The 21,341-nt window shown below is 71.8% G+C and carries 21 protein-coding genes; 8 read left to right on the forward strand and 13 right to left on the reverse strand.

Going from position 1 to position 21,341, the window contains the following annotated elements:
* Window positions 1-13: 13 nt before the first annotated feature.
* Window positions 14-418, forward strand: a complete 405-nt coding sequence (locus tag AC5WRT_RS18605; RefSeq protein ID WP_496095971.1) for an ectoine synthase — start codon at window positions 14-16, stop codon at window positions 416-418.
* Between the two features lie 6 nt (window positions 419-424).
* Window positions 425-1,318: an ectoine hydroxylase gene (thpD, locus tag AC5WRT_RS18610; protein WP_496095972.1), complete on the forward strand. Its 894-nt coding sequence runs from the start codon at window positions 425-427 to the stop codon at window positions 1,316-1,318.
* A 75-nt stretch (window positions 1,319-1,393) separates the two neighbouring features.
* On the opposite strand, the gene AC5WRT_RS18615 is transcribed toward thpD, so the two are convergent.
* The 5 genes from AC5WRT_RS18615 to AC5WRT_RS18635 form a co-directional block, all read right to left on the reverse strand.
* Window positions 1,394-2,446, reverse strand: coding sequence for an aminotransferase class V-fold PLP-dependent enzyme (locus tag AC5WRT_RS18615; RefSeq protein ID WP_496100414.1), 1,053 nt, complete (start codon window positions 2,444-2,446; stop codon window positions 1,394-1,396).
* A gap of 96 nt (window positions 2,447-2,542) precedes the next feature.
* Entirely contained in the window at window positions 2,543-3,262 is a 720-nt protein-coding gene (locus AC5WRT_RS18620) for a DsbA family oxidoreductase (protein ID WP_496095974.1), read from the reverse strand.
* Between the two features lie 77 nt (window positions 3,263-3,339).
* The gene (locus AC5WRT_RS18625; protein WP_496095975.1) at window positions 3,340-3,846 is read right to left on the reverse strand and encodes a GNAT family N-acetyltransferase; all 507 of its coding nucleotides are present in this window, start codon (window positions 3,844-3,846) and stop codon (window positions 3,340-3,342) included.
* Window positions 3,847-3,930: 84 nt separating this feature from the next.
* On the reverse strand, window positions 3,931-4,539 hold the full coding sequence (locus tag AC5WRT_RS18630) for a DUF1349 domain-containing protein (protein ID WP_496095976.1): 609 nt from the start codon (window positions 4,537-4,539) through the stop codon (window positions 3,931-3,933).
* Window positions 4,540-4,584: 45 nt separating this feature from the next.
* The gene (locus AC5WRT_RS18635) at window positions 4,585-6,114 is read right to left on the reverse strand and encodes an aldehyde dehydrogenase (NADP(+)) (RefSeq protein WP_496100415.1); all 1,530 of its coding nucleotides are present in this window, start codon (window positions 6,112-6,114) and stop codon (window positions 4,585-4,587) included.
* A 132-nt stretch (window positions 6,115-6,246) separates the two neighbouring features.
* Here AC5WRT_RS18635 and AC5WRT_RS18640 point away from each other — a divergent pair, with 132 nt between their 5' ends.
* The 3 genes from AC5WRT_RS18640 (at window position 6,247) to AC5WRT_RS18650 (ending at window position 9,238) form a co-directional block, all read left to right on the forward strand.
* Window positions 6,247-7,020 carry an IclR family transcriptional regulator gene (locus AC5WRT_RS18640; protein ID WP_496095978.1) on the forward strand — a complete coding sequence of 258 codons (774 nt, stop codon included), beginning with the start codon at window positions 6,247-6,249 and terminating at the stop codon, window positions 7,018-7,020.
* 48 nt (window positions 7,021-7,068) lie between these two features.
* A complete protein-coding gene (locus AC5WRT_RS18645; RefSeq protein ID WP_496100416.1) occupies window positions 7,069-7,539 on the forward strand; it encodes a GNAT family N-acetyltransferase in 471 nt (156 codons plus the stop codon).
* Window positions 7,540-7,783: 244 nt separating this feature from the next.
* Entirely contained in the window at window positions 7,784-9,238 is a 1,455-nt protein-coding gene (locus tag AC5WRT_RS18650; protein WP_496096036.1) for a peptidoglycan D,D-transpeptidase FtsI family protein, read from the forward strand.
* Between the two features lie 6 nt (window positions 9,239-9,244).
* Here AC5WRT_RS18650 and AC5WRT_RS18655 read toward each other — a convergent pair whose 3' ends face one another.
* From AC5WRT_RS18655 to AC5WRT_RS18680, 6 genes are all read right to left on the reverse strand, one after another.
* Window positions 9,245-10,642 (reverse strand): NCS2 family permease, encoded by a 1,398-nt coding sequence (locus tag AC5WRT_RS18655; protein ID WP_496095980.1) that lies wholly within the window; start codon window positions 10,640-10,642, stop codon window positions 9,245-9,247.
* Window positions 10,643-11,069: 427 nt separating this feature from the next.
* On the reverse strand, window positions 11,070-11,867 hold the full coding sequence (locus AC5WRT_RS18660; protein WP_496095981.1) for an HAD family acid phosphatase: 798 nt from the start codon (window positions 11,865-11,867) through the stop codon (window positions 11,070-11,072).
* 177 nt (window positions 11,868-12,044) lie between these two features.
* Entirely contained in the window at window positions 12,045-13,766 is a 1,722-nt protein-coding gene (gene araD / locus AC5WRT_RS18665) for an L-arabinonate dehydratase (RefSeq protein ID WP_496100417.1), read from the reverse strand.
* A complete protein-coding gene (locus AC5WRT_RS18670; protein WP_496095983.1) occupies window positions 13,754-14,665 on the reverse strand; it encodes a dihydrodipicolinate synthase family protein in 912 nt (303 codons plus the stop codon). The genes araD and AC5WRT_RS18670 overlap by 13 nt, the downstream gene beginning before the upstream one ends.
* Window positions 14,662-15,327, reverse strand: a complete 666-nt coding sequence (locus AC5WRT_RS18675; protein ID WP_496100418.1) for a GntR family transcriptional regulator — start codon at window positions 15,325-15,327, stop codon at window positions 14,662-14,664. Before AC5WRT_RS18675 ends, AC5WRT_RS18670 begins: the two co-directional genes overlap by 4 nt.
* A gap of 240 nt (window positions 15,328-15,567) precedes the next feature.
* Entirely contained in the window at window positions 15,568-15,756 is a 189-nt protein-coding gene (locus AC5WRT_RS18680) for a hypothetical protein (RefSeq protein ID WP_496100419.1), read from the reverse strand.
* Window positions 15,757-15,951: 195 nt separating this feature from the next.
* Here AC5WRT_RS18680 and AC5WRT_RS18685 point away from each other — a divergent pair, with 195 nt between their 5' ends.
* A complete protein-coding gene (locus AC5WRT_RS18685) occupies window positions 15,952-17,184 on the forward strand; it encodes an MFS transporter (protein WP_496100420.1) in 1,233 nt (410 codons plus the stop codon).
* Here the strand turns inward: AC5WRT_RS18685 and AC5WRT_RS18690 are convergent.
* A complete protein-coding gene (locus tag AC5WRT_RS18690; protein ID WP_496100421.1) occupies window positions 17,121-18,284 on the reverse strand; it encodes a hypothetical protein in 1,164 nt (387 codons plus the stop codon). The two genes, AC5WRT_RS18685 and AC5WRT_RS18690, sit on opposite strands and share 64 nt — an antisense overlap.
* Window positions 18,281-19,222, reverse strand: a complete 942-nt coding sequence (locus AC5WRT_RS18695; RefSeq protein ID WP_496095988.1) for a 5-dehydro-4-deoxyglucarate dehydratase — start codon at window positions 19,220-19,222, stop codon at window positions 18,281-18,283. The genes AC5WRT_RS18690 and AC5WRT_RS18695 overlap by 4 nt, the downstream gene beginning before the upstream one ends.
* Before the next feature lie 212 nt (window positions 19,223-19,434).
* Between AC5WRT_RS18695 and AC5WRT_RS18700 the strand changes: the two genes are divergently transcribed.
* Both AC5WRT_RS18700 and AC5WRT_RS18705 read left to right on the forward strand, forming a co-directional pair.
* The gene (locus AC5WRT_RS18700; protein ID WP_496095989.1) at window positions 19,435-20,244 is read left to right on the forward strand and encodes an NAD-dependent epimerase/dehydratase family protein; all 810 of its coding nucleotides are present in this window, start codon (window positions 19,435-19,437) and stop codon (window positions 20,242-20,244) included.
* A 273-nt stretch (window positions 20,245-20,517) separates the two neighbouring features.
* Window positions 20,518-21,288, forward strand: coding sequence for a DeoR/GlpR family DNA-binding transcription regulator (locus AC5WRT_RS18705; protein ID WP_496095990.1), 771 nt, complete (start codon window positions 20,518-20,520; stop codon window positions 21,286-21,288).
* Window positions 21,289-21,341 lie beyond the last annotated feature (53 nt).

Genomic DNA, 21,341 nt, shown 5'->3' on the forward strand with positions numbered 1-21,341 from the left:
AGGAAGCACCACCGTGATCGTCCGATCGTTCAAGGACATCGAAGGCACCGACCGGCACATCAGGTCCAAGTCCGGTACCTGGGAGAGCAAGCGGATCGTCCTCGCCAAGGAGCGGGTCGGCTTCTCCCTGCACGAGACCATCCTCTACGCCGGCACCGAGACGTCGATGTGGTACGCCAACCACATCGAGGCCGTCGTCTGCACCCGGGGCGAGGCCGAACTGACCGACCACGAGGCCGGGAAGACGTACACCATCACGCCCGGCACCATGTACCTCCTCGACGGGCACGAGCGGCACACGCTGCGCGTCAAGGAGGACTTCCACTGCATCTGCGTGTTCAACCCGCCCGTCACCGGCCGGGAGGACCACGACGAGAACGGCGTCTACCCGCTGCTCACCGAGCCCGAGGAGGTGTGAGAACCCATGACCGCTGCCGACGTCACCGATCTCTACCCGACCCGCGGCACCACCGAGGTGACCGTCCCGCGTCAGGACCCGGTCGTCTGGGGCTCCCCGGACACACCGGGCCCGATCGGCGCGGCCGACCTGCAGGCGTACGAGCGTGACGGCTTCCTCGCCATCGACCGGCTGATCGGCCCGGACGAGGTCGAGGTCTACCGGCGCGAGCTGGACCGGCTGGTCTGCGACCCGGCGATCCGCGCCGACGAGCGCTCCATCGTGGAGCCGAAGTCGAAGGAGATCCGCTCGGTCTTCGAGGTCCACAAGATCAGCGAGGTGTTCGCGAGGCTGGTGCGCGATCCGCGGGTGGTCGGGCGTGCCCGGCAGATCCTCGGTTCCGACGTGTACGTCCACCAGTCGCGGATCAACGTCAAGCCCGGCTTCGGTGCGAGCGGCTTCTACTGGCACTCGGACTTCGAGACCTGGCACGCCGAGGACGGCCTGCCGAACATGCGCACGGTGTCCGTCTCGATCGCGCTGACCGAGAACCACGACACCAACGGCGGCCTCATGATCATGCCGGGCTCGCACAGGACGTTCCTGGGCTGCGCCGGCGCCACGCCCGAGGACAACTACAAGAAGTCGCTGCAGATGCAGGACGCGGGCACGCCCTCCGACGAGGCGCTGACCCAGCTGGCGAGCGAGCACGGCATCCGGCTGTTCACCGGCAAGGCCGGCTCGGCGACCTGGTTCGACTGCAACTGCATGCACGGCTCGGGCGACAACATCACGCCGTACCCGCGCAGCAACGTCTTCATCGTGTTCAACAGCGTGGAGAACACGGCTGTGGAGCCGTTCGCGGCACCGGTGCGGCGCCCCGAATTCATCGGGGCCCGGGACTTCATGCCGGTGCGGTGACTCCGGTGAAGTGACCCTTGGCCACCGGGCCGGGGCCTCCTCGTGTGGGACGGGGGCTCCGGCCCGGCCGTGTCGTCAGTCGGCGAGTACGTCCAGCAGGTGGTCGACGTCGCCGGGCGTGTTGTAGAGGTGGAAGGCCGCGCGGAGGTTGCCGGCGCGGTTGGAGACCTCGATGCCGGCGCGGCTCAGCTCCGGCTGGCGGAATCCGAGTCCGGGGACGGAGACGATCGCCGAGCCGGGCGCCGGCACCGGTTCGTGGCCGAGGCCCGCGAGACCGGAGCGGAACCGGTCGGCGAGGCCCACGGCATGCGTGTGCAGGACGGGCAGCCCGATCTCCTCGATCAGTTCGAGGGAGCGCCGCAGCCCGGCATAGCTGAACAGGGCATGGGTGAGGTCGAACCGCCGGGCGGAGCGGGCCAGTTCGGTCACCGGGCCGTAGCAGCTGTCCCACGGCGTCTCGCCCGCGACCCAGCCCGCGAGCACGGGCGTCAGCCCGCCGAAGTCCTCGGGGACGGTGAGGAAGGCCGCCCCGTGCGGGCCGAGGAGCCACTTGAAGGAGACGCTGGCGGTGAAGTCGTGCTCCGCGGCGTGCATCGGGAGCCAGCCGGCGGACTGGGAGAAGTCCACGTAGGTGCGCGCACCGTGCGCACGGGCGGCCGTGCGCACGGCGGCCAGGTCGGCGATCCGCCCGTCGGCGGACTGGGCGGCACTGACCGCGACGAGCGCGGTGCCCGGGCGGACGGACTCGGCGATCCGCTCCAGCGGGACGGCGCGCACCTTGAGGTCGCCGCGGACGTGGAAGGGGTTCAGTACGGAGGTGAAGTCGTCCTCCGCGGTGAGGACTTCGGCGCCCGGCGGCAGCGAGGCGGCGATCACGCCGGTGTGCGCGGCGACCGAGGCGCCCGCCGCCACCCGGGAGGCCGGCACGTCGGCCAGCCGGGCGTACGCCTCGCGGCAGCGCTCCACGTCCTCGTGGAGCGGGAGCAGCGGCCGGCCCTCGGCCCGCAGCAGCGCCGCCTCGTGCAGGGCGGTGACGGCGCGGGCGGGGAGCAGGCCGTTGCTCGCGGTGTTGAGGTACCTGGTCTTCGGGGCGAACTCGGCGCGGACGAGGCTCTCGAAGGTCTCCATGACCCCACTGTGCGGGTCGCGGAACCCCCCGTCCATTGCGAATTCTTGCGTGGATCCGCTTAGGAGTCCTTATACGTCGGCCCCGGCCTGCGGTTTTCAGCCCTGCTGCGGGACGGCGCAGCCGTCGGGTCCGCAGGTCTCGGCGTCCGTCCGGTCGACGAGCGTCAGCGGGGAGCGGTCGCCCCAGGCCTGGGTCAGCGCCTGGGTGAAGACCTCGGCGGGCTGGGCACCGGAGACACCGTACGTCCGGTCGAGGACGAAGAAGGGCACGCCGGTCGCGCCCAGCCGGGCGGCCTCGCGCTCGTCGGCGCGGACCTCGTCGGCGTAGCGGGACGGGTCGGCGAGCACCGCGCGGGCGGCGTCCGCGTCCAGCCCGGCCTCCACGGCCAGCTCGACGAGCCGTTCGTCGCCCTCGGTGAAGAGGGAGCGCTCCTCGGCGAAGTTCGCCCGGTAGAGGACCTGGACCAGCCGGTCCTGCCTGCCGTGCTCCGCGGCGAAGTGCAGCAGGCGGTGCATGTCGAAGGTGTTGCCGTGGTCGCGGCCCCGGGTGCGGTAGTCCAGGCCCTCGGCGGCGGCCTGGGCGCCGAGGTTGTCCTCGCCGGCCTCGGCCTGCGCCTCGCTCATGCCGTACTTCCTGGTGAGCATGGTGATCACCGGCTGGACGTCGCCCTTGGGGCGGTCCGGGTCCAGCTCGAAGGAGCGGTGCACCACCTCGACCTGGTCGCGGTGCGGGAAGGCCGCCAGCGCCTTCTCGAAGCGGGCCTTGCCCACGTAGCACCAGGGGCAGGCGATGTCGCTCCAGATCTCGACGCGCATGTCTTCGGCTCTCTTCGGGTCGAACGGGCACGGAGGCTCTCTCCGCCGCCGGTCCGTGAACGTTCAATCAGCTGGTTTCATTCCCGGACCGGCACGGCGTACCGCAGGAAGAGATGGTGGTCGTCCTCGGCGGGCGGGTTCTCGGGGTCCGGGACCCAGCCCCGGCGGGCGTAGAAGGCCTGGGCGCGCCGGTTGTCCACGTGCACGTCGAGAACGGCCGCCCGCCTGCCCTCGGCACGCCACTCCTCGACGCAGGCGGCGTGCAGGGCGGTTCCCACGCCGGAGCGCCAGTGGCCGGGATCGACGTGGAACTGGAAGAGCTTGACCGTGTCGGCCCGGCCGCCGTCCGGGGTGCGGAAGGAGGCGATGCCGGTGATCACCCCTTCGTCCACCACGCACAGCACCTGCCCGTCGGGCCGCTCGACGGCCCCGCGCCAGGCGGCGGTCCAGTCGATGCCGTCGTCCGGGAGGCCGCGCGGGTAGTACGTCGAGCGGGCCCGGCGGTGCAGCGCGGCGATCTTCTCCGCCTCGGCGGGCAGAGCGGTACGGATGACGCGGGTTCCCCTGAGACGTTCACCGATCATGCGAACGAGGACGTGCCCCGGGCCCGCGCCGGTTCCCGGACGGCTGAACCGTGACTCGCGCGGTGGCTGTGCCCGGCTTCCGTCTCAGCTGCCGTCCCGGAGGTCGTCGGGCCAGCCGGGGCGGAAGGAGAGGTGGTCGTACGTCACCACACAGCCCTCTCCCAGGGGCGACTGGGTCATGAAGCCGACCAGCGCGTCGCCGGTCTCCTTCTCGTCGCCGAGGGTGAAGAGCCGGCAGAAGGTCCAGCGTTCGCCGTCCCGGGAGGCGTGGAAGGCGAAGGCCCGTCCGGTCCGGCTCACCCGCAACCAGACCGAACTGCCCTCGACGGTGAAGGAGTTGGCGTCGTCGGAGTGACTCCGGGTGACCACCGTGCAGACGGTGGGCACGTCCGGGGAGTACTCCAGGCAGAGCTTGGCCCAGGCCCGGTCGCCGACGTGGACGTACAGCACGCCGGCGTCGAATGCGGCCCGGAACCCCACGGTCACCCGGGCGATCAGCTGGAAGTCCCCGTCGGGCGCCCCCAGCAGCCGGGGGGCGTCGCAGGCGGGGTCCAGGGCCTCCCCGGTGGGCGGCACGAACCGGTCGTGCCGGGGCCCGGCCCACCCGGTGAGCACACCTTCCTCGTACGACCAGTGCCCGTCGGGGCCGTACGTACGAAGGAGGAAGGGCAGTTCGGGAAGATCTACGTCCATGGCGTGAGTTTCTCAGGTTCCCGTCCTGTGAACCGGTCCCGGTGTTCAGCGTTCGAGGCGGCCGTCGAACCGCCGGGGAAGCCCCAGCGGGTTCTCGTCCCGCAGCTCGGCCGGCAGCAGCGCGGCGGGCGCGTTCTGGTACGCGACCGGCCGCAGCCACCGCTCGATGGCCGTACCGCCCACGGACGTCGAGGTCGAGGTCGTCGCGGGGTACGGCCCCCCGTGATGCTGGGCCGGCGCGACCGCGACCCCGGTCGGCCAGGCGTTGACCACCACGCGCCCCGCCAACGGGGTCAGCCGGGCGAGCAGTTCAGGTCCCCGCCCCTGCCCGGCGGCCTCCTGCGAGGACAGCTGGACCGTGGCCGTGAGGTTGCCCGGCAGCCGGGACAGCACCGCCGCGGCCTCCTCCTCGTCGGCGTAGCGGGCCACCACGCTGACCGGCCCGAAGCACTCCTCGAGCAGCAGGTCGTACGCGCCCCCGTCCACGAGCCTGCTCGCCGGCACGGTGAGGAAGCCGGCGCTCACGGAGTGCTCGCCACCCGCGCCCGGGGTGACCGGGGACTCCACCTCCGCAAGCCGGGCGCGCTCGGCCACCCCGGCGAGGAAGTTGTCCCGCATCCTACGGTCGAGCAGCACCCCGGCCTCGGTGTCGCTCACCGCGTCCGTCAGGGACTTCACCAGGCCGTCGCCCGCCGCGCCCGACGGCACGAGCACCAGGCCCGGCTTGACGCAGAACTGCCCGACGCCCAGCGTCATGGACCCGGCGAGACCGGTGCCGATCTCCTCGGCGCGCTCGGCGGCGGCGGCCTGCGTCACCAGTACCGGGTTCAGCGAGCCGAGTTCGCCGTGGAACGGGATCGGCACGGGACGCGCGGCGGCCGCGTCGAACAGGGCCCGCCCGCCCCGGACGGAACCGGTGAAGCCGGCGGCGGCGACCAGCGGGTGTTTGATCAGTCCGACGCCCGCCTCGAAGCCGTGCACGAGTCCGACGACGCCCTCGGGGACGCCGTGCTCGGCGGCGGCCCGCCGCAGCACCTTGGCGACCAGTTCGGACAGGGCCGGGTGGTCCGGGTGGGCCTTGACGACGACCGGACAACCCGCGGCCAGTGCGCTCGCGGTGTCGCCGCCGGCGACGGAGAAGGCGAACGGGAAGTTGGAGGCGGAGTAGACGGCGACGACGCCGAGCGGGACTTTGTAGCGGCGCAGGTCCGGGATGGGCGGGGTCGCGGTCGCGTCGGGGTGGTTGATGACGACGTCGAGGAAGGCGCCCTCGTCCACGATGTCGGCGAAGGCCCGCAGTTGGAAGCCGGTGCGGGCGAGTTCGCCGGTCAGCCGGACCGGGCCGAGCGCGGTCTCGGCGTCGGCGGTCTCGACCAGGCCGTCCTTGGCCGCCTCCAGGCCCGCGGCGGCCGAGCGCAGGAACGCGGAGCGCACCGCCCGGTCGGCGAGGGCGTCGCGCGCGGCGTGGGCCGCCCTGACCGCGGCGTCCACCTCCTGGGCTGTGGCCTCCACCGCAACCTGTTCACGCTGCTTCCCGGTGCGCGGGTCGACACTCCAGACTGGTGTTGCTGCCACCGCGGATTCCCTCCACATGTCATGCCGCAGTACTGGCTCATCCATCAGCGGTGTTCGATATACTGAACGCTGTCTCTGATGATGAATATGCTGTCGGAGACTATGTGGCGTCCAACGAAGGGGTCAAGGGCGATGTCGGCAGCCGAGCCAGGCGGCGGGGCGCAGGTCAAGTCCGCGGTGCGGACGGTGGAACTGCTCGAGTACTTCGCCGGAAAGCCCGGAATGCACTCCCTGGCGGCCGTGCAGGAGGCCGTGGGGTACCCCAAGTCCAGCCTGTACATGCTGCTGCGCACGCTCGTGGAGCTGGGCTGGGTGGAAACGGACGCGACGGGCACGCGGTACGGCATCGGGGTGCGGGCGCTGCTGGTCGGCACCTCGTACATCGACGGCGACGAGGTCGTGGCCGCCGCCCGGCCGACCCTGGACCGGCTCTCCGACGACACCACGGAGACCATCCACCTCGCCCGGCTCGACGGCACCAACGTCGTCTACCTGGCCACCCGCCAGTCCCAGCACTACCTGCGCCCCTTCACCCGGGTCGGCCGCAGGCTCCCGGCCCACTCCACCTCCCTCGGCAAGGCGATCCTCGCCACCTGCACCGACGAGCAGGTGCGCAAGCTGCTGCCGGAGACGCTGCCCGCCCTCACCGAGCACACCATCACCGACCGGGAGAGGCTCATCGAGGAGCTGCACCAGGTGCGCCAGCAGGGGTTCGCGGTCGACCGCGAGGAGAACACCCTGGGCCTGCGCTGCTTCGGCGTGGCGATCCCGTACCGCACCCCGGCCCGGGACGCGATCAGCTGCTCGGTGCCGGTGGCCCGGCTGACCCCCGCCCACGAACAGATGATCAAGGACGCGCTGTTCGACGCGCGCGACCGGCTGACCCTGGCGACCCGCCGGCTCTGAGCGCGCGGTCGTGGGCGCGGCGCCCGGACCGTCGTAGGCTCGGGCCCCATGGAGATCGCGCTGCGTGCCGTGGAGGACAGTGATCTGCCGGTGTTCTTCCGGCAGATGACCGACCCGGAGTCCGTCCGGATGGCCGCGTTCGGCCCGAAGGACCCGGCCGACCGGGAGGCCTTCGAGGCCCACTGGAAGCGGATCCGGGCCTCCTGCGACGTGCTGCGCACGGTCGTCGCCGACGGGCGGGTGGCGGGCAGCGCGGCGGTCTACGGGGAGCCGGGCGAGCGTGAGGTGACCTACTGGATCGACCGCGCCCACTGGGGCCGGGGCGTGGCGACGGCGGTGCTGCGGGCACTGCTCGTCGAGGTGTCCGAACGGCCGCTGTACGCGCGGGCGGCCGCCGACAACGCCGGATCGCTGCGCGTGCTGCACAAGTGCGGGTTCCGCGAGACGGCACGGGCCCGGGGCTACGCGAACGGGCGCGGCCGGGAGATCGAGGAGGTCGTGCTCGTCCTGGACGCCTGACCTCCTCCCCCGCATGGCGGAGCCGGATCGTCGGACGGAAGGAGGTGAACGCCCCTGGCCGCAGGGAGTCCTCAAGGAGGGCCGCATGCCGAGGATCGACGGCGTCCCGGCCACGGGGCGGATCGTCGCCACCCTCCACGAGCCGCCCGGCGGCCCGACCGGCGCCGGCGGGTTTCCTGAGCGCACGATGAGAAATCGGGCGTACGGGAACGGTCGGCCCCGTCCCGCTCGTCTTCGCAGCGGGATGAACAGGACGATCAGGCGGGCGTCCGTCTTCGCGCTGCTGCTCGTGCTCACTCTGCTGGTCAGGGCGACGTGGGTGCAGTTCTACGACGGCAAGGCCCTCGCGGACGACATCGACAACCGGCGGAACGCGATACAGACGTACTCGCGGCCGCTCGGGAACATCATCGTGGCCGGCAACGCGATCACCGGCTCCACGCGGACGAAGGGGAGCGACCTCGCGTACAAGCGGACGTACACGGACGGCAGGCTGTACGCGGCGGTGACGGGCTACGCCTCGCAGGCCTACGCCCCCACGCAGCTGGAGGGCATCTACCAGCACCTGCTGAACGGCACGGACAACCGGCTGAAGACCGTGCTGCACACCCTCACCGGCGAGCGCGCCGATCCGGGCAACGTGCTCACCACGATCGACCCGGCCGTACAGAAGGCGGCCTATCGCGCGCTCGGCGGCAAGAAGGGCGGAGCCGTCGCCGTCGACCCGAAGACGGGCAGGATCCTCGCGGCGGTTTCCACGCCGTCGTACGACCCCTCCGCCCTCACCGACGCGAACACGGCAGGGCCCGCGTGGAAGCAGCTCAACGCGGACCGGGACATGCCGCTCACCAACCGCGCGCTGCGCCAGCCGCTGCCGCCGGGCTCCACCTTCAAGCTGGTCGTCGCGGCGGCCGCCCTGGAGGACGGGCTGTACAGGAACGTGGACGACCCCACCGACAGCCCGGACCCCTACACCCCGCCCGGCACGACGCACGTGCTGGAGAACGAGAACAAGTCGGCGCCCTGCAGGAACGCCTCGATCCGCGTGGCCCTGCAGTACTCCTGCAACAACGTCTTCGGCCACATGGCCGTCCAGCTCGGCCAGGACAAGGTGAAGGCGATGGCCGAGAAGTTCGGTTTCGACGACGACCAGCAGGACGTGCCGGTGCGCGCCTACGCCAGCGTGTATCCCTCCGGCATGGACAAGGCGCAGACCGCGCTGTCCGGCATCGGCCAGTTCGACGTCACCGCGACACCGCTGCAGATGGCCATGGTGTCCGCGGCCATAGCCAACGGCGGCAAGCTCGTCTCGCCGCACATGGTGTCGCGGATCACCGACAGCGGCGGCGATGTGCTGCAGAACTACGACGACGACGCTGGCACCCGGCAGACCGTCGGCGCCTCCACCGCCGAGCAGCTCCGGTCGGCGATGGAGACGGTGGTCAGGGACGGCACGGGCACCAACGCCCTCATCGGCGGGGCCACGGTCGGCGGCAAGACCGGCACCGCTCAGCACGGCGAGAACAACAGCAAGACGCCTTACGCCTGGTTCACCTCCTTCGCCAAGTCCGACACCAACGGCAAGGAAGTGGCCGTCGCCGTGATGGTGGAGCAGTCGGACGCGGCGCGGTCGGAGGTCAGCGGCAACGGCCTGGCGGCGCCGGTGGCCAGGGCGATGATGCAGGCGGCGCTGAGGTAGCGCCCGTCACTTCACGCCGAGGATCTGCTCGACGGGGTCGATGGCGAAGTAGACCAGGAACAGCGCCGAGACCCCCCACAGCAGCCAGTTCACCTCCCGTGCCTTGCCCAGCACCGTCTTGATGACGACGTAGGACAGGAACCCGGCCCCGATCCCGTCGGTGATGGAGTAGGTGAACGGCATCGCGGCGATGGTGAGGAACGCCGGGATGGCGATCTCGTAGCGGTCCCAGTCGATGTGCCTGACGTGGGTCATCATCAGGAAGCCCACGGCGATGAGCGCGGGCGCCGCCGCCTGGAGCGGGACGATGGTGAGCAGCGGGGTGAGGAAGAGGGCGAGTCCGAACAGGCCGCCGGTGACGAGGTTGGCGAGGCCGGTACGGGCTCCCTCCCCGACGCCGGCCGCGGACTCGATGTAGGCGGTGTTGGAGGAGGCGGAGCCGAGACCGCCGACGGCGGCCGCGGCACCGTCGATGAACAGCACGCGGCCGATGCCGGGCACCTGTCCCCTCTCGTCGAGCAGCCCGGCCTCCGCGCTGATGCCGACGATCGTGCCCATCGCGTCGAAGAAGTCGGACAGGACGAGGGTGAAGACGAGCAGGACGGCGGTCAGGACGCCCGCCTTGGCGAAGCCGCCGAACAGGCTGAAGTGACCGATGAGCCCGAAGTCCGGGGCGGCGACGAGCTTGTCGGGGACCTTGGGCGTGGTCAGTCCCCAGCTCTTCACGTGGGCGACGGCGTCGATGACGATCGCGACGACGGTCATCGTGACGATGCTGATGAGGATCGCGCCCTTCACCTTCCGGGCGAGCAGCGCGATGGTCAGCAGCACGCCGAGGCAGAACACGAGCACGGGCCAGCCGGTCAGGCGTCCGACGGCGCCCAGTTGGACGGGTACGGTGGTGTGCGCGGCGTCCGGGATGCGGCTGACGAACCCGGCGTCGACGAAGCCGATGAAGGCGATGAACAGGCCGATGCCGACGCCGATGGCCTGCTTCAGCTGCTGCGGGATCGCGTTCATGATGGCCTGCCGCAGCCCGGTGAGCACCAGCAGGCAGATGACCAGGCCCTCCAGGACGACCAGGCCCATGGCGTCGGCCCAGCTCATCAGCGGCGCGATCTGGAAGGCGACGACGGCGTTGAGGCCGAGGCCGGCGGCGATGGCGAGCGGGAGGTTGCCGCCGACGCCCATGACGATCGTCATCACGCACGCCACCAGCGCGGTGGCGGTGACCAGTTGGCCGGTGTCCAGCGCGTGGCCGTACTTGTCCTTGGCGCTGCCCAGGATGATCGGGTTCAGGACGAGGATGTAGGCCATGGTGAAGAACGTGGCGAAGCCGCCGCGTATCTCCCGCCCGAACGTGGATCCCCGCTCGGAGATTCTGAAGTACCGGTCCACTGACATGGTCCCACTCCTCGTCACCTGATGATCGGCTTGCGGATGCTGGCTGGATTGTTCCCCTGTTCAACCTGTTTCAGGTTTTCCCCGTGTTACGGAATCCGGTTCGGTGGCCCAGGGATGTCCGGCCGCCGGGTGGCGCAGACCGGCGGGGGTCCTCGGCGGGCGCCTGGCGCACGCTGCCGCAGGAGGGCGGCATCCAGGCGGGTGGTGGGTCCTCTCGGGGCGGTACGACCACCGGCGGAGTGGGGGTGACACGAGGGACGACGGCTGCACGATCACGGGTACGGCGGTGGGGCGCGCCTACGCGGTGGGCGGTGAATTCGCCGTGCACGCCGCGTCGTGAGCCCTTCCGGACCCGCCCCCGCCCACGGCGTGGTGCGCCGGTGGCGGGGGCCGGGTACGGGCGGTGCTCAGGCCGTACGGCCAGGGCTCAGCTGACGAAGTACGTCGGGTTCGGCAGCTTGTACGTGCGGTCGGCGTAGCCGCCGTCGAGGTCCGAGTACTGGTCGCCGAAGTTGGCGATGATCTCGTACCCCAGATCGTCCTCGATGTGCTTGCGCGTGCCGGACTTGTACTGCACGGTCGTGCAGTTCCAGGTGCCCGGGGTGGCGCAGTCGCTCAGGTAGGCCGGCGGGTCGGCCTTGTCCTTGAGGAACATGTGGTCGGCGTCGAGGTTCACGTCGGCGCCGACCTTCTTCAGGTTCGTGACGGCGGCGGTGCGCTGGGCCTCGGTCAGACCGGAGTTGTAGAAGACCTCGACGCCCTTGGACTGGGCGTACCGCACCAGTTCGGGGCTGCCGAAGACGGCCGGGCGGTCGGCGCGGTTCACGTAGTCGTTCCACGTGGTGGAGTTGTACGTGTAGTTGTAGCGCTTCTCGTAGTCGAGGCTGAGCAGCAGCGTGTCGTCGATGTCGAACATGACGGCCGGCCTCTCGCCGTGCCGCCGCGCCTGGCGCGCGGCCTTGCCGATGTACCGCTCGGCGTTCGCGTCGATGTCCGCCAGGTCCTTGGCGTACGGACTGTCCGGGGACGCCTGGTACACGCCGTTGCTGTCGGTGGTCGTGCCGTAGTAGGTGTCGATGTCCTTCACCAACTGCCCGATGTTGTAGGGCTCATGGGTGGAGTTGGCCGTCGACTGCCCGGCGGTGGCGGCACCCGCGCCGTACAGGGCGGCACCGGCGAGGGCACAGGCGGCGCCGGCGGCGACGAGTCTGTGGGACTTCCGCATGGATTCTCCGGATCTGGTGGCTGGATGAGATTTGACGTACCAGGTCACGGACTGTCTACGCGCATAACACCACTGACTGCGAGCCCTGTTACTGGATCGATACGCAGGGCACGACGGCGCAGGAAGCGCTTGCCACGTACACACGGGTGAAGCGCTTCGTCTCTCTCGATGCGTGGGTCAGCCGGCGTAGGGGTCCGGCACATGGCCCGGCCGGGCCAGGAACTCGAAGTCGCAGCCGGTGTCGGCCTGGGTGATCTGGCTGTTGTAGAGGACGCCGTAGCCGCGCTCGTAACGCGCGGGCGGCGGGGTCCACGCGGCACGCCGGAGCTGCAGTTCCGCGTCGTCCACATGGAGACGCAGGCTGCGGGCCTCGACGTCCAGGGTGATCAAATCCCCGGTGCGCACGAGTGCCAGCGGGCCGCCGATGTACGACTCCGGGGCCACGTGCAGTACGCAGGCGCCGTAACTCGTCCCGCTCATGCGGGCGTCGGAGATCCGGACCATGTCCCGCACGCCCTGCCTGAGCAGGTGGTCCGGGATGGGGAGCATGCCGTACTCGGGCATGCCGGGGCCGCCTTTGGGGCCGGCGTTGCGCAGCACCAGCACGCTGTCGGCGGTGATGCCGAGCGCGGGGTCGTCGATGGTGCGCTGCATCGTCCTGTAGTCGTCGAAGACGACCGCGGGGCCGGTGTGCTTGAGCAGACGCGGCTCGGCGGCGACGTGCTTGATGACCGCGCCGCCCGGGCAGAGGTTGCCGCGCAGGACCGCGACCCCGCCCTCGCTCGCGACCGGGTTGCCGCGAGGGCGGATGACGTCGTCGTCGTGCACCCGGGCGCCTTCGAGTTGCTCGCGCAGGGTGTCGTGCGACACCGTCGGCCGGTCCAGGTGGAGCAGGTCGGTGATCCGGGACAGGAAGCCGGGCAGGCCGCCCGCGAAGTGGAAGTCCTCCATCAGGTACTTCCGGCCGCCGGGGCGGACGTCGGCGAGGACGGGCACGGTCCGGGCGATGCGGTCGAAGTCGTCCAGGGTGAGCCGTACCCCGGCGCGGCCGGCCATGGCGATCAGATGGATCACGGCGTTGGTGGAGCCGCCGAGACCCAGCACGGTCGTCGCCGCGTCCTCGAAGGCCTCGCGGGTGAGGATCCGGGACAGCTTCCGGTCATCGCGCACCAGTTCCACGGCCGTCATCCCGGCCCTGGCGGCCATCCGGTCGTGCCCGGAGTCGACGGCGGGAATGCTCGACGCCCCCGGCACGGTCACCCCGAGGGCCTCGGCGGCGGCGGTCAGCGTGGACGCCGTGCCCATGGTCATGCAGTGGCCCGGGGAGCGTGCGAGCCCGCTCTCCAGCTCGGTCATCTCGCAGTCGCCGAGGAGGCCCGCCCGCTTGTCGTCCCAGTACTTCCACATGTCCGTACCGGACCCGAGCACCTCGCCGCGCCAGTGGCCGGGCAGCATGGGCCCGGCGGGTACGAAGACGGCGGGCAGATCGGCGCTGGCCGCGCCCATCAGCAGGGCGGGCGTGGACTTGTCGCAGCCGCCCATCAGCACGGCCCCGTCGACCGGATAGGACCGCAGCAGTTCCTCGGTCTCCATCGCGAGCAGGTTGCGGTAGAGCATCGGGGTCGGCTTCTGGAAGGTCTCACTCAGCGTGGAGACCGGGAACTCCAGCGGGAAGCCGCCGGCCTGCCACACCCCCCGCTTCACGGCCTGGGCGCGGTCCCGCAGGTGCACATGGCACGGGTTGATGTCGGACCACGTGTTGAGCACGGCGATCACCGGCTTGCCCAGATGCTCCTCGGGCAGATAGCCGAGCTGCCGGGTGCGGGCCCGGTGACCGAACGACCGCAGCCCGTCGGCGCCGTACCACTGGTGGCTCCTCAGCTCCTTCACACGGACCACCCCGCGGCGACGGCGGCGACCTCGGCGCGCTCGTCCTCGGGCAGGGGCTTGCTGGGCGGGCGGACGTCCCGGCGGCACAGGCCGAGCGCGGCGAGAGCCTCCTTGACGACGGTGACGTTGTTCGCGGATCCGTGGGCGGCGCGCAGTTCCTCGAAGCGGCGGATCCGCTCCCAGACCTTCATGGCGGCCGGGTAGTCGCCGGATCGGAGCGCTTCGACCATGTTCACGGAGACGGCCGGGGCGACGTTCACGAGCCCGGAGGTGAAGCCGGTCGCACCGGCCGAGAAGTAGGAGGGGGCGTACGGCTCGGCGAGGCCGGCGACCCAGACGAACCGGTCGAGGCCTGCGTCGCGGGCGAAGGCGGCGAAGCGGGCGGCGTCCGGGACGGCGTACTTGACCCCGATGACGTTCGGGCAGTGGTCGGCGAGTTCGGCGAGCCGGGTGCCGGGCAGCCGGGCGTCGCGGATGTACGGCACCACACCCAGCCCGGGCACCGACGAGGCGATGGCGCGGTGGTAGTCGACCCAGCCGGCCGCCGAGACACAAGGGTGGACGGGCTGGTGAACCATGACCATCCCGGCGCCGAGGTCACCCGCGTGCCGGGCGGAGGCGACGGCGGTGGGCAGGTCGTGGCCGACGCCGACGAGGACAGCGGCCCGGTCGCCGGCCTCGTCGACGGTCGTCCCGGTGACCAGGCGGCGCTCTTCGGCGGTGAGGGCGTAGTACTCGCCGGTGTTGCCGTTCGGGGTGAGGGTGCGGATCCCGCCGTCGAGGAGGCGACGCAGCAGGGCCCGGAGGGTGCCGGTGTCGACGGAGCCGTCCTCGGCGAAGGGTGTCACCGGGATGGCCACCACGTCGGCCAGGGCCGCCCGTTGGGTCTCGAACGTCACGCTGCTCATGAACGACCTTCCTCTGCGCGGGGGCCGGTGTCCGCGGGGAACGCGCGCTCCACGAAGGAGGCGATGTGGGCGTGCAGGGCGCTCGCGGCACCGTCGGCGTCGCCGTCGAGCGCGAGCCGGAGAATCTCGCGGTGCTCGGCGGCCTCCCGCTCCCAGGAGGGGTCGGCGGCCCAGGCGACGGCGGAGACCAGGGCGGCCTGGTCGCGGACCTCGTCCAGCATCCGGCCGAGCAGCGGGTTGCCGCACGGCAGGTACAGGGCACGGTGGAACTCCCGGTTGGCGAGGGAACGCTCGGCGGTGTCGGCGGCGGTGTCGGCCCGGTGCAGCGCGTCGCGCGCGTCCTCCAGGGAGGCGCCCCGCCGGACGGCCCTGCGCAGCGCCTCCGGCTCCAGCAGCAGCCGCACGTCGTAGACCTCGCGTGCCATGTCCGCGTCCACCATGCGCACCGTGACGCCCTTGTACTGGCTCATCACGACGAGTCCGGTGCCGGCGAGCGTCTTCAGCGCCTCGCGCACGGGGGTCTTCGACACCCCGAACTGCGCGGCCAGTTCCGTCTCGACCAGCGCCTGGCCGGGCGTGAGCCGCCCGGTCAGAATGCGGTGTTTGATCGCGTCCAGCACGTACTGGGTGCGGGACGGGATCGGGGTGGGCACAGAGGTCATGCGGCCCTCTCGGATCTCACATATCGCGTCTCATATATGACGTACGAAGTACACGCGTCGAAGGTAGGAGGGGGCCAGGATTTCGTCAATCCTTCTGACAGGAAACGCTTTCTACGGTGTCGGCAGAGACCGGCCGCGCTTGCGGCAGCGGGAGTCCGACGCCTCAGCATGCGTGGGTGGCGCCCTCCACGGCGGTACCGGTGGGCCGGCCGGAGACCGCGGCCGCGCGCGGTGGCCGTCTCACGGGTGAGCGAGGGCAGCCGCCCAGGCGCGCGTCACGGACCAGCGGCGCCGCCAGGGCAGGGCCCAGGCCGTGGCCAGGGCGGCGAGGCACAGGGGGCCGCCGAGACGAAGCAGCCCGAAGATCCAGGACAGGGAGGTGTTCAGCGCGGCCGAGCCGTCGTCGGGGCCGCAGCTGTCCGTCTCCATCACGGAGAACCCGGCGAACACCGAGTCCGGTCGGGACCGGGGCGGGGCAGCGCATGCGGACGACCGTATGCAGCCGCACGGGTGCGCCCCGGGGGCATGACCGACGGGTTCCGACGGATTGTCATCGCCGCACCCGCACGGATGAGGCACCTTACCGATCCGCCCCGGGCCGCCTCAGACCCACGATGAGCCGACATGACGACTTCCTGGACCCTGCTCCGCGTGCTGCGCGATCGCAACGCGGGGCTGTATCTGGCGGCCGTGGTGGTGTCGGGCTTCGGCAACTCCGCGCTGTTCCTGGCATCGGGTGTGTGGGTGAAGGACCTCACGGGGTCCGACGGCCTGGCCGCCCTGTGCATGCTGGCCGTGTGGGCTCCCACCCTGGCCGGCCCGCTCCTCGGCGCGGTCGCCGACCGCGTGCGGCGGGCGCCGCTGCTGGTGGCCCTGAACGCGGGCCTGGCGGTGCTGCTGCTCACCCTGTGCACCGTGCGCTCCCCGGACGGGCTGTGGCTGCTCTTCGCCGTCCTGCTGGCCTACGGCGCCGCCGAGGTCGTGCACGACGCGGCCGAGTCGGCGCTGGTGACCGCGGCGGTCGGCCCGGAGCGGCTCGGCGACTTCAACGGGCTGCGCATGGCCGTCACCGAGGGCGTGAAGCTCGTCGCGCCGCTGACCGGCGCCGGCCTCTACACGGCCTTCGGCGGACCGGCCGTCGCCTGTCTGGACGCGGCCACCTTCGCGGTCGCCGCCGCGCTGTACGGGCTGGTGCGCGTGCGCGAGGAACGCCCGGCCCGGTCCGGGAGCACCTGGCGCACCGAGACCGCGGAGGGCGTCCGGCACCTGTGGGGGCACCCGCGGCTGCGCCCGTTGGTCCGGGCGGGCGGTGCGACCATGCTCCTCGCCTCGCTCACGAGCACGACGCTGTACGCCGTCGTCGACCGGCTCGGCCACTCCCCCGCCTACACGGGCGTGCTGTACGCCGTCCAGGGCGCCGGTTCGGTGACGGCCGGGCTCTTCTCGGGGGCCGCGCTGCGCCGGCTGGGCGCGCGCCGGTTCGCGGCGGCCGGCATCGTGCTGACGGCGCTGTCGGTGGCCGTGCGTGCCGTGCCCTCCGACGCGGTGGCTCTCGCGGCGTCCCTGGCCAACGGGCTCGGCCTGCCCTGTGTGCTCGTCGCGGCGTTCACCGCCGTCCAGCGGGAGACGCCCGGCCCTCTGCTCGGCCGGGCGACGGCCACCGCCGGCACCCTGGTCTTCACGCCCAACGTGATCGGCCTGGGCGTGGGCGCCGGACTGGTCGAACTCGCCTCCCCCGTCCTGCTGTTGCCCCTGTACGCCGTCGCCCTGCTGATGACGGCGGCCTCGCTGGCTCAGCGCCCCGACAGCGCGTCGCGCACCGCGGCAAGGTCGCCGTCCGATGCCAACCCGGCGTGATAAAGGCGCAGTTCGTTCGCGCCCTGGGCGCGCGCGCGGACCGCGTCCGCCGCGAGCGTGCCGGGGCTGCCGCCCATGCCGGAGACGACCGTGAGGTTGGCGGCGAGCACCGTCCGGTCCCGGGCGTGTGCGGCGAAGGGCGCCAGCAGGGCCGTACCGCCCGTGCAGGGCACCACCACGCCGTCGGCGACGGCCAGGACGCGGGCCGGGTCCACACCGGCGTCGGCCCCGCAGTGGTAGGAGACCGGGTCGGCGTGCAGCAGGATCTGGAAGCCGGTGGGCGCGGCGGAGCGTACGGCGGCGATGGCCTCCTCCTGGAGGGTGCCGGCGACCTCGTCGCGCCACGCGCGCGTGCGGGCCGCCGTGTCCTCGCCGAGCAGCTTCGCGACCGTCGGCCAGCCCACGTCGTCCGCCGCGCCCCGCCACAGCGGTTCCAGTGCGGCCCGCACAGAGGCCGCCAACTCGTCTGCGAGCAAACCCTGTTCGTCGTACCCGGCGCGGCAGGACGGGCAGAAGCACAGGGACATCAGGTACTGCCCGGCCTCGCCGAGGGCGACCCCGGAGGTCTTGTCGTGGGCGTGCAGGTGCTGCAGCCCGTACCAGCCGAGGGACTCCAGCTCGGTGCCGTGCGCGCCGGGGCGTACGGCGGCCTCGGCGGCCAGGTCGACCAGGTACGCGCGCGTGGCGGGCTGGGCGATACAGGGTGCCCACGGGTAGCGGTCGCCGTAGGCGTTGACCAGCGAGGTGTCCGGATGCTCGGCGCCCATGCGCGAGTTGTGGGCCAGGACGACCCAGGTGTGCACCTCCAGCCCGGCCGCGCTCAGGGCCCGTGCCGCCTCGCCGTAGGCGTCGCCGGGGGCCCAGCGGCCGGCGGGGTACGGCCGAAGACCCCGGCCCGCCCAGCGGGCGCCGGGCGGGTAGAGGACGGCCGCGTACTCGGCGGTGACGACGCGGTGGCGGGGATGGCGGGGGGTCAGGGCACGGGTGGAGTGGTAGGCGGCGGCGAGGGTCACCTGCTCCGCACCGAGCCGGGCGATGCGCGCGGGGGCCTCGGGGTCCCCGTCGACGTCCCAGGGGTAGACGAACGCCGACGCCTTCACGCGTCTTCCTCCAGCAGCTCACGGCCCCGCTCGATCAGCTGGGCGAGTTGCTCGACGTGGTCCTCCGTCGGCTCGTGCAGCGGGGGCCGGACCTCGCCGACGTCCAGGCCGCGGAGCCGTACGCCCGCCTTGACGAGCGAGACGGCGTAGCCGCGGCCCTGGGCGCGCAGTTCCACGAACGGGCGGTAGAAGCCGTCCAGCAGGCGTCGCACGGTCGCCGTGTCACCCGTTTCCAGCGCCCGGTGGTGGGCGAGGGCGATCTCGGGGGCGAAGCAGAAGACGGCCGAGGAGTACAGGGTGACGCCGAGGGCGCGGTAGGCGAGCTGGGTCTGCTCGGCTGTGGGCAGGCCGTTGAAGTACAGGAAGTCGCCTGGGACCTCGGTGCGCTGGGCGCTGATGATCCGCTGCATCAGGTCCAGGTCGCCGAGGCCGTCCTTGAGGCCGGTGATTTTGTCGGTGCGGGCGAGTTCCACCACCGTGCTGGGGGTGAACACGGCGTTGTCGCGCTGGTAGACGATCACCGGCAGCGCGGTGGCCGCGGCGACCTCCCGGTAGTGCCGCAGCAGTCCCTCCTGGCCGGCGAGGACGAGGTACGGCGGCATGGCGAGCAGGCCGTCGGCACCGGCCCGCTCCGCCAGACGTGCGTAGCGTACGGCGAGCGCGGTGCCGTAGCCGGTGCCGGCGACCACCGGGACCCGGCCCTCGGCCGCCTCCACGGCCACCCGGACGCAGGCCTCGAACTCCTCCGGCAGCAGCGCGTGGAACTCCCCCGTGCCGCAGCAGGCGAACACGGCCGGGGCACCGGCGGCGACGCCCCGGCGGACATGGGTGCGGTAGACGTCGAGGTCGACCGCGCCGTCGGGGCCGTAGGCCGTGACGGGGAAGAAGAGCGGCCCGCGCGGATCTCCGAGCCGTTCGGTGAGAGGGGCTGGCGTCACGGGCTCTCCCTAGGACACGCTGGTGCATGCCTCTGATCCATGTCTACATTTCTGAACACGACCACGCTACGGGGCCTTTTCGTCGCAGGTCAAGCAGGCAAACCCGCAACACTCGAAGCGAATTGACGGAGATCACGCGACACTTGACGGTGCACGGCGAAGCTCTCTAGCGTATCCATGTATATGAATGGCGGCCACAAGGAGGACCGAGGATGCCAGCTCCCCGCACCGTTCTGCTCACCGGCGCCGCCGGCGGCCTCGGCACCCTGATGCGGTCCCTGCTGCCCGAGTACGGCTACACGCTCCGCCTGTTCGACGTGCGGCGCGTCGAGGGCGAGCCGGACGCGATCACCGCCGACCTCACCGACACGGCGGCGCTGCGCGAGGCCGTGCGGGGCGTGGACGCGGTCCTGCACCTCGCGGGCATCTCCCTGGAGGCCCCCTTCGAGAAGATCCTGAAGTCGAACATCGAGGGCACCTACAACCTCTACGAGGCCGCCCGGCAGGAGGGTGTGGCCCGGGTCGTCTTCGCCTCCTCCAACCACGCCGTCGGCTTCACCCCGGCCCCGCGCCCGGGCGAGCCGCCGATCCCGGTCGACACCCCGCGCCGCCCGGACACCTTCTACGGCCTGTCCAAGTCCTTCGGTGAGGACCTCGCCCAGCTGTACTGGGACAAGCACGGCCTGGAGACGGTCTCGGTGCGCATCGGCTCCTGCTTTCCGGAGCCGACCAGCGTGCGCATGCTCTCGGTGTGGATGAGCCCGGCCGACGGCGCGCGCCTCTTCCACGCGGCCCTGACCGCGGAGAACGTCGGTCACTCGGTGGTCTACGGCTCTTCCGCCAACACGCGGCTGTGGTGGGACCTGAGCACCGCGCGGGACCTCGGCTACGAGCCGCAGGACGACTCCGAGCCCTACGCCGAGAAGCTGATCGCCGAGCAGGGTGAGCTGGACCCGGAGAACCCGGCGCACAGCCACCTCGGCGGGCACTTCGTGAACGACCCGCCCATCTGGCCGCAGTGATCCCGCCGAAGGCTCCGCACGACGGAAAACGATCGCTCACGCACATGGGCGGGCACCGAACGGGCCCGCCCGTCGGCATGTTCGGGCATCCGGGACGCCCGTTCCCGCACGGCCGGACACGGGCGCGCAGGTCCGCGCCGGGCACCGCCCTCGGTGAACGGGCGCAAACGGGCAGTATCGGGCCCGCAACAGGCCTGGTCAGTGCCGCGCACCCGCTGTAGAACTTCCACCAGGGAGCCCGAACGGGCAGTTCCGCGGAAGGTGGGTGACGACATGAGCACAAGGACGGCGGAAGAACGCCAGCGCGAGATCGTGCGCGCCGCGCGCGCCACCGGCTCGGTCGACGTCACCGCGCTCGCCGTCGAGCTGGGCGTGGCCAAGGAGACCATCCGGCGCGATCTGCGCGCCCTGGAGGACCACGGACTGGTCCGCCGTACGCACGGCGGCGCCTACCCGGTGGAGAGCGCCGGCTTCGAGACGACGCTCGCCTTCCGCGCCACCAGCCATGTGCCCGAGAAGCGCCGGATCGCGGCCGCCGCGGCCGAGCTGCTCGGGGACGCCGAGACGGTCTTCGTGGACGAGGGCTTCACCCCGCAGCTCATCGCCGAAGCCCTGCCCGCCGACCGGCCGCTGACCGTGGTCACCGCCTCCCTGCCGGTCGCGGGCACTCTCGCCGAGGCGGGACAGACCCAGGTCCTGCTCCTCGGCGGCCGGGTCCGGGCCGGCACGCTCGCCACCGTCGACCACTGGACGACGAAGATGCTCGCCGGCTTCGTCATCGACCTCGCCTACATCGGCGCCAACGGCATCACCCGCGAGCACGGCCTGACCACCCCGGACCCGGCGGTCAGCGAGGTCAAGGCACAGGCGATGCGGGCCGCGCGCCGGAGCGTCTTCGTGGGCGTGCACACCAAGTTCGGCGCGGTCAGCTTCTGCAGGTTCGCCGAGGTCGGCGTGCTGGAGACGATCGTGACGAGCACCCAGCTCGCGGCCTCCGAGGCCCACCGCTACTCCCTGCTGGGCCCGCAGGTCATCCGGGTCTGAAGGTCCACCTCGCCTCCCCCGGTGCGTTCCACACCTCCAAATGCCCCTTATAT

This window comes from Streptomyces sp. NTD91, from assembly GCF_059510455.1.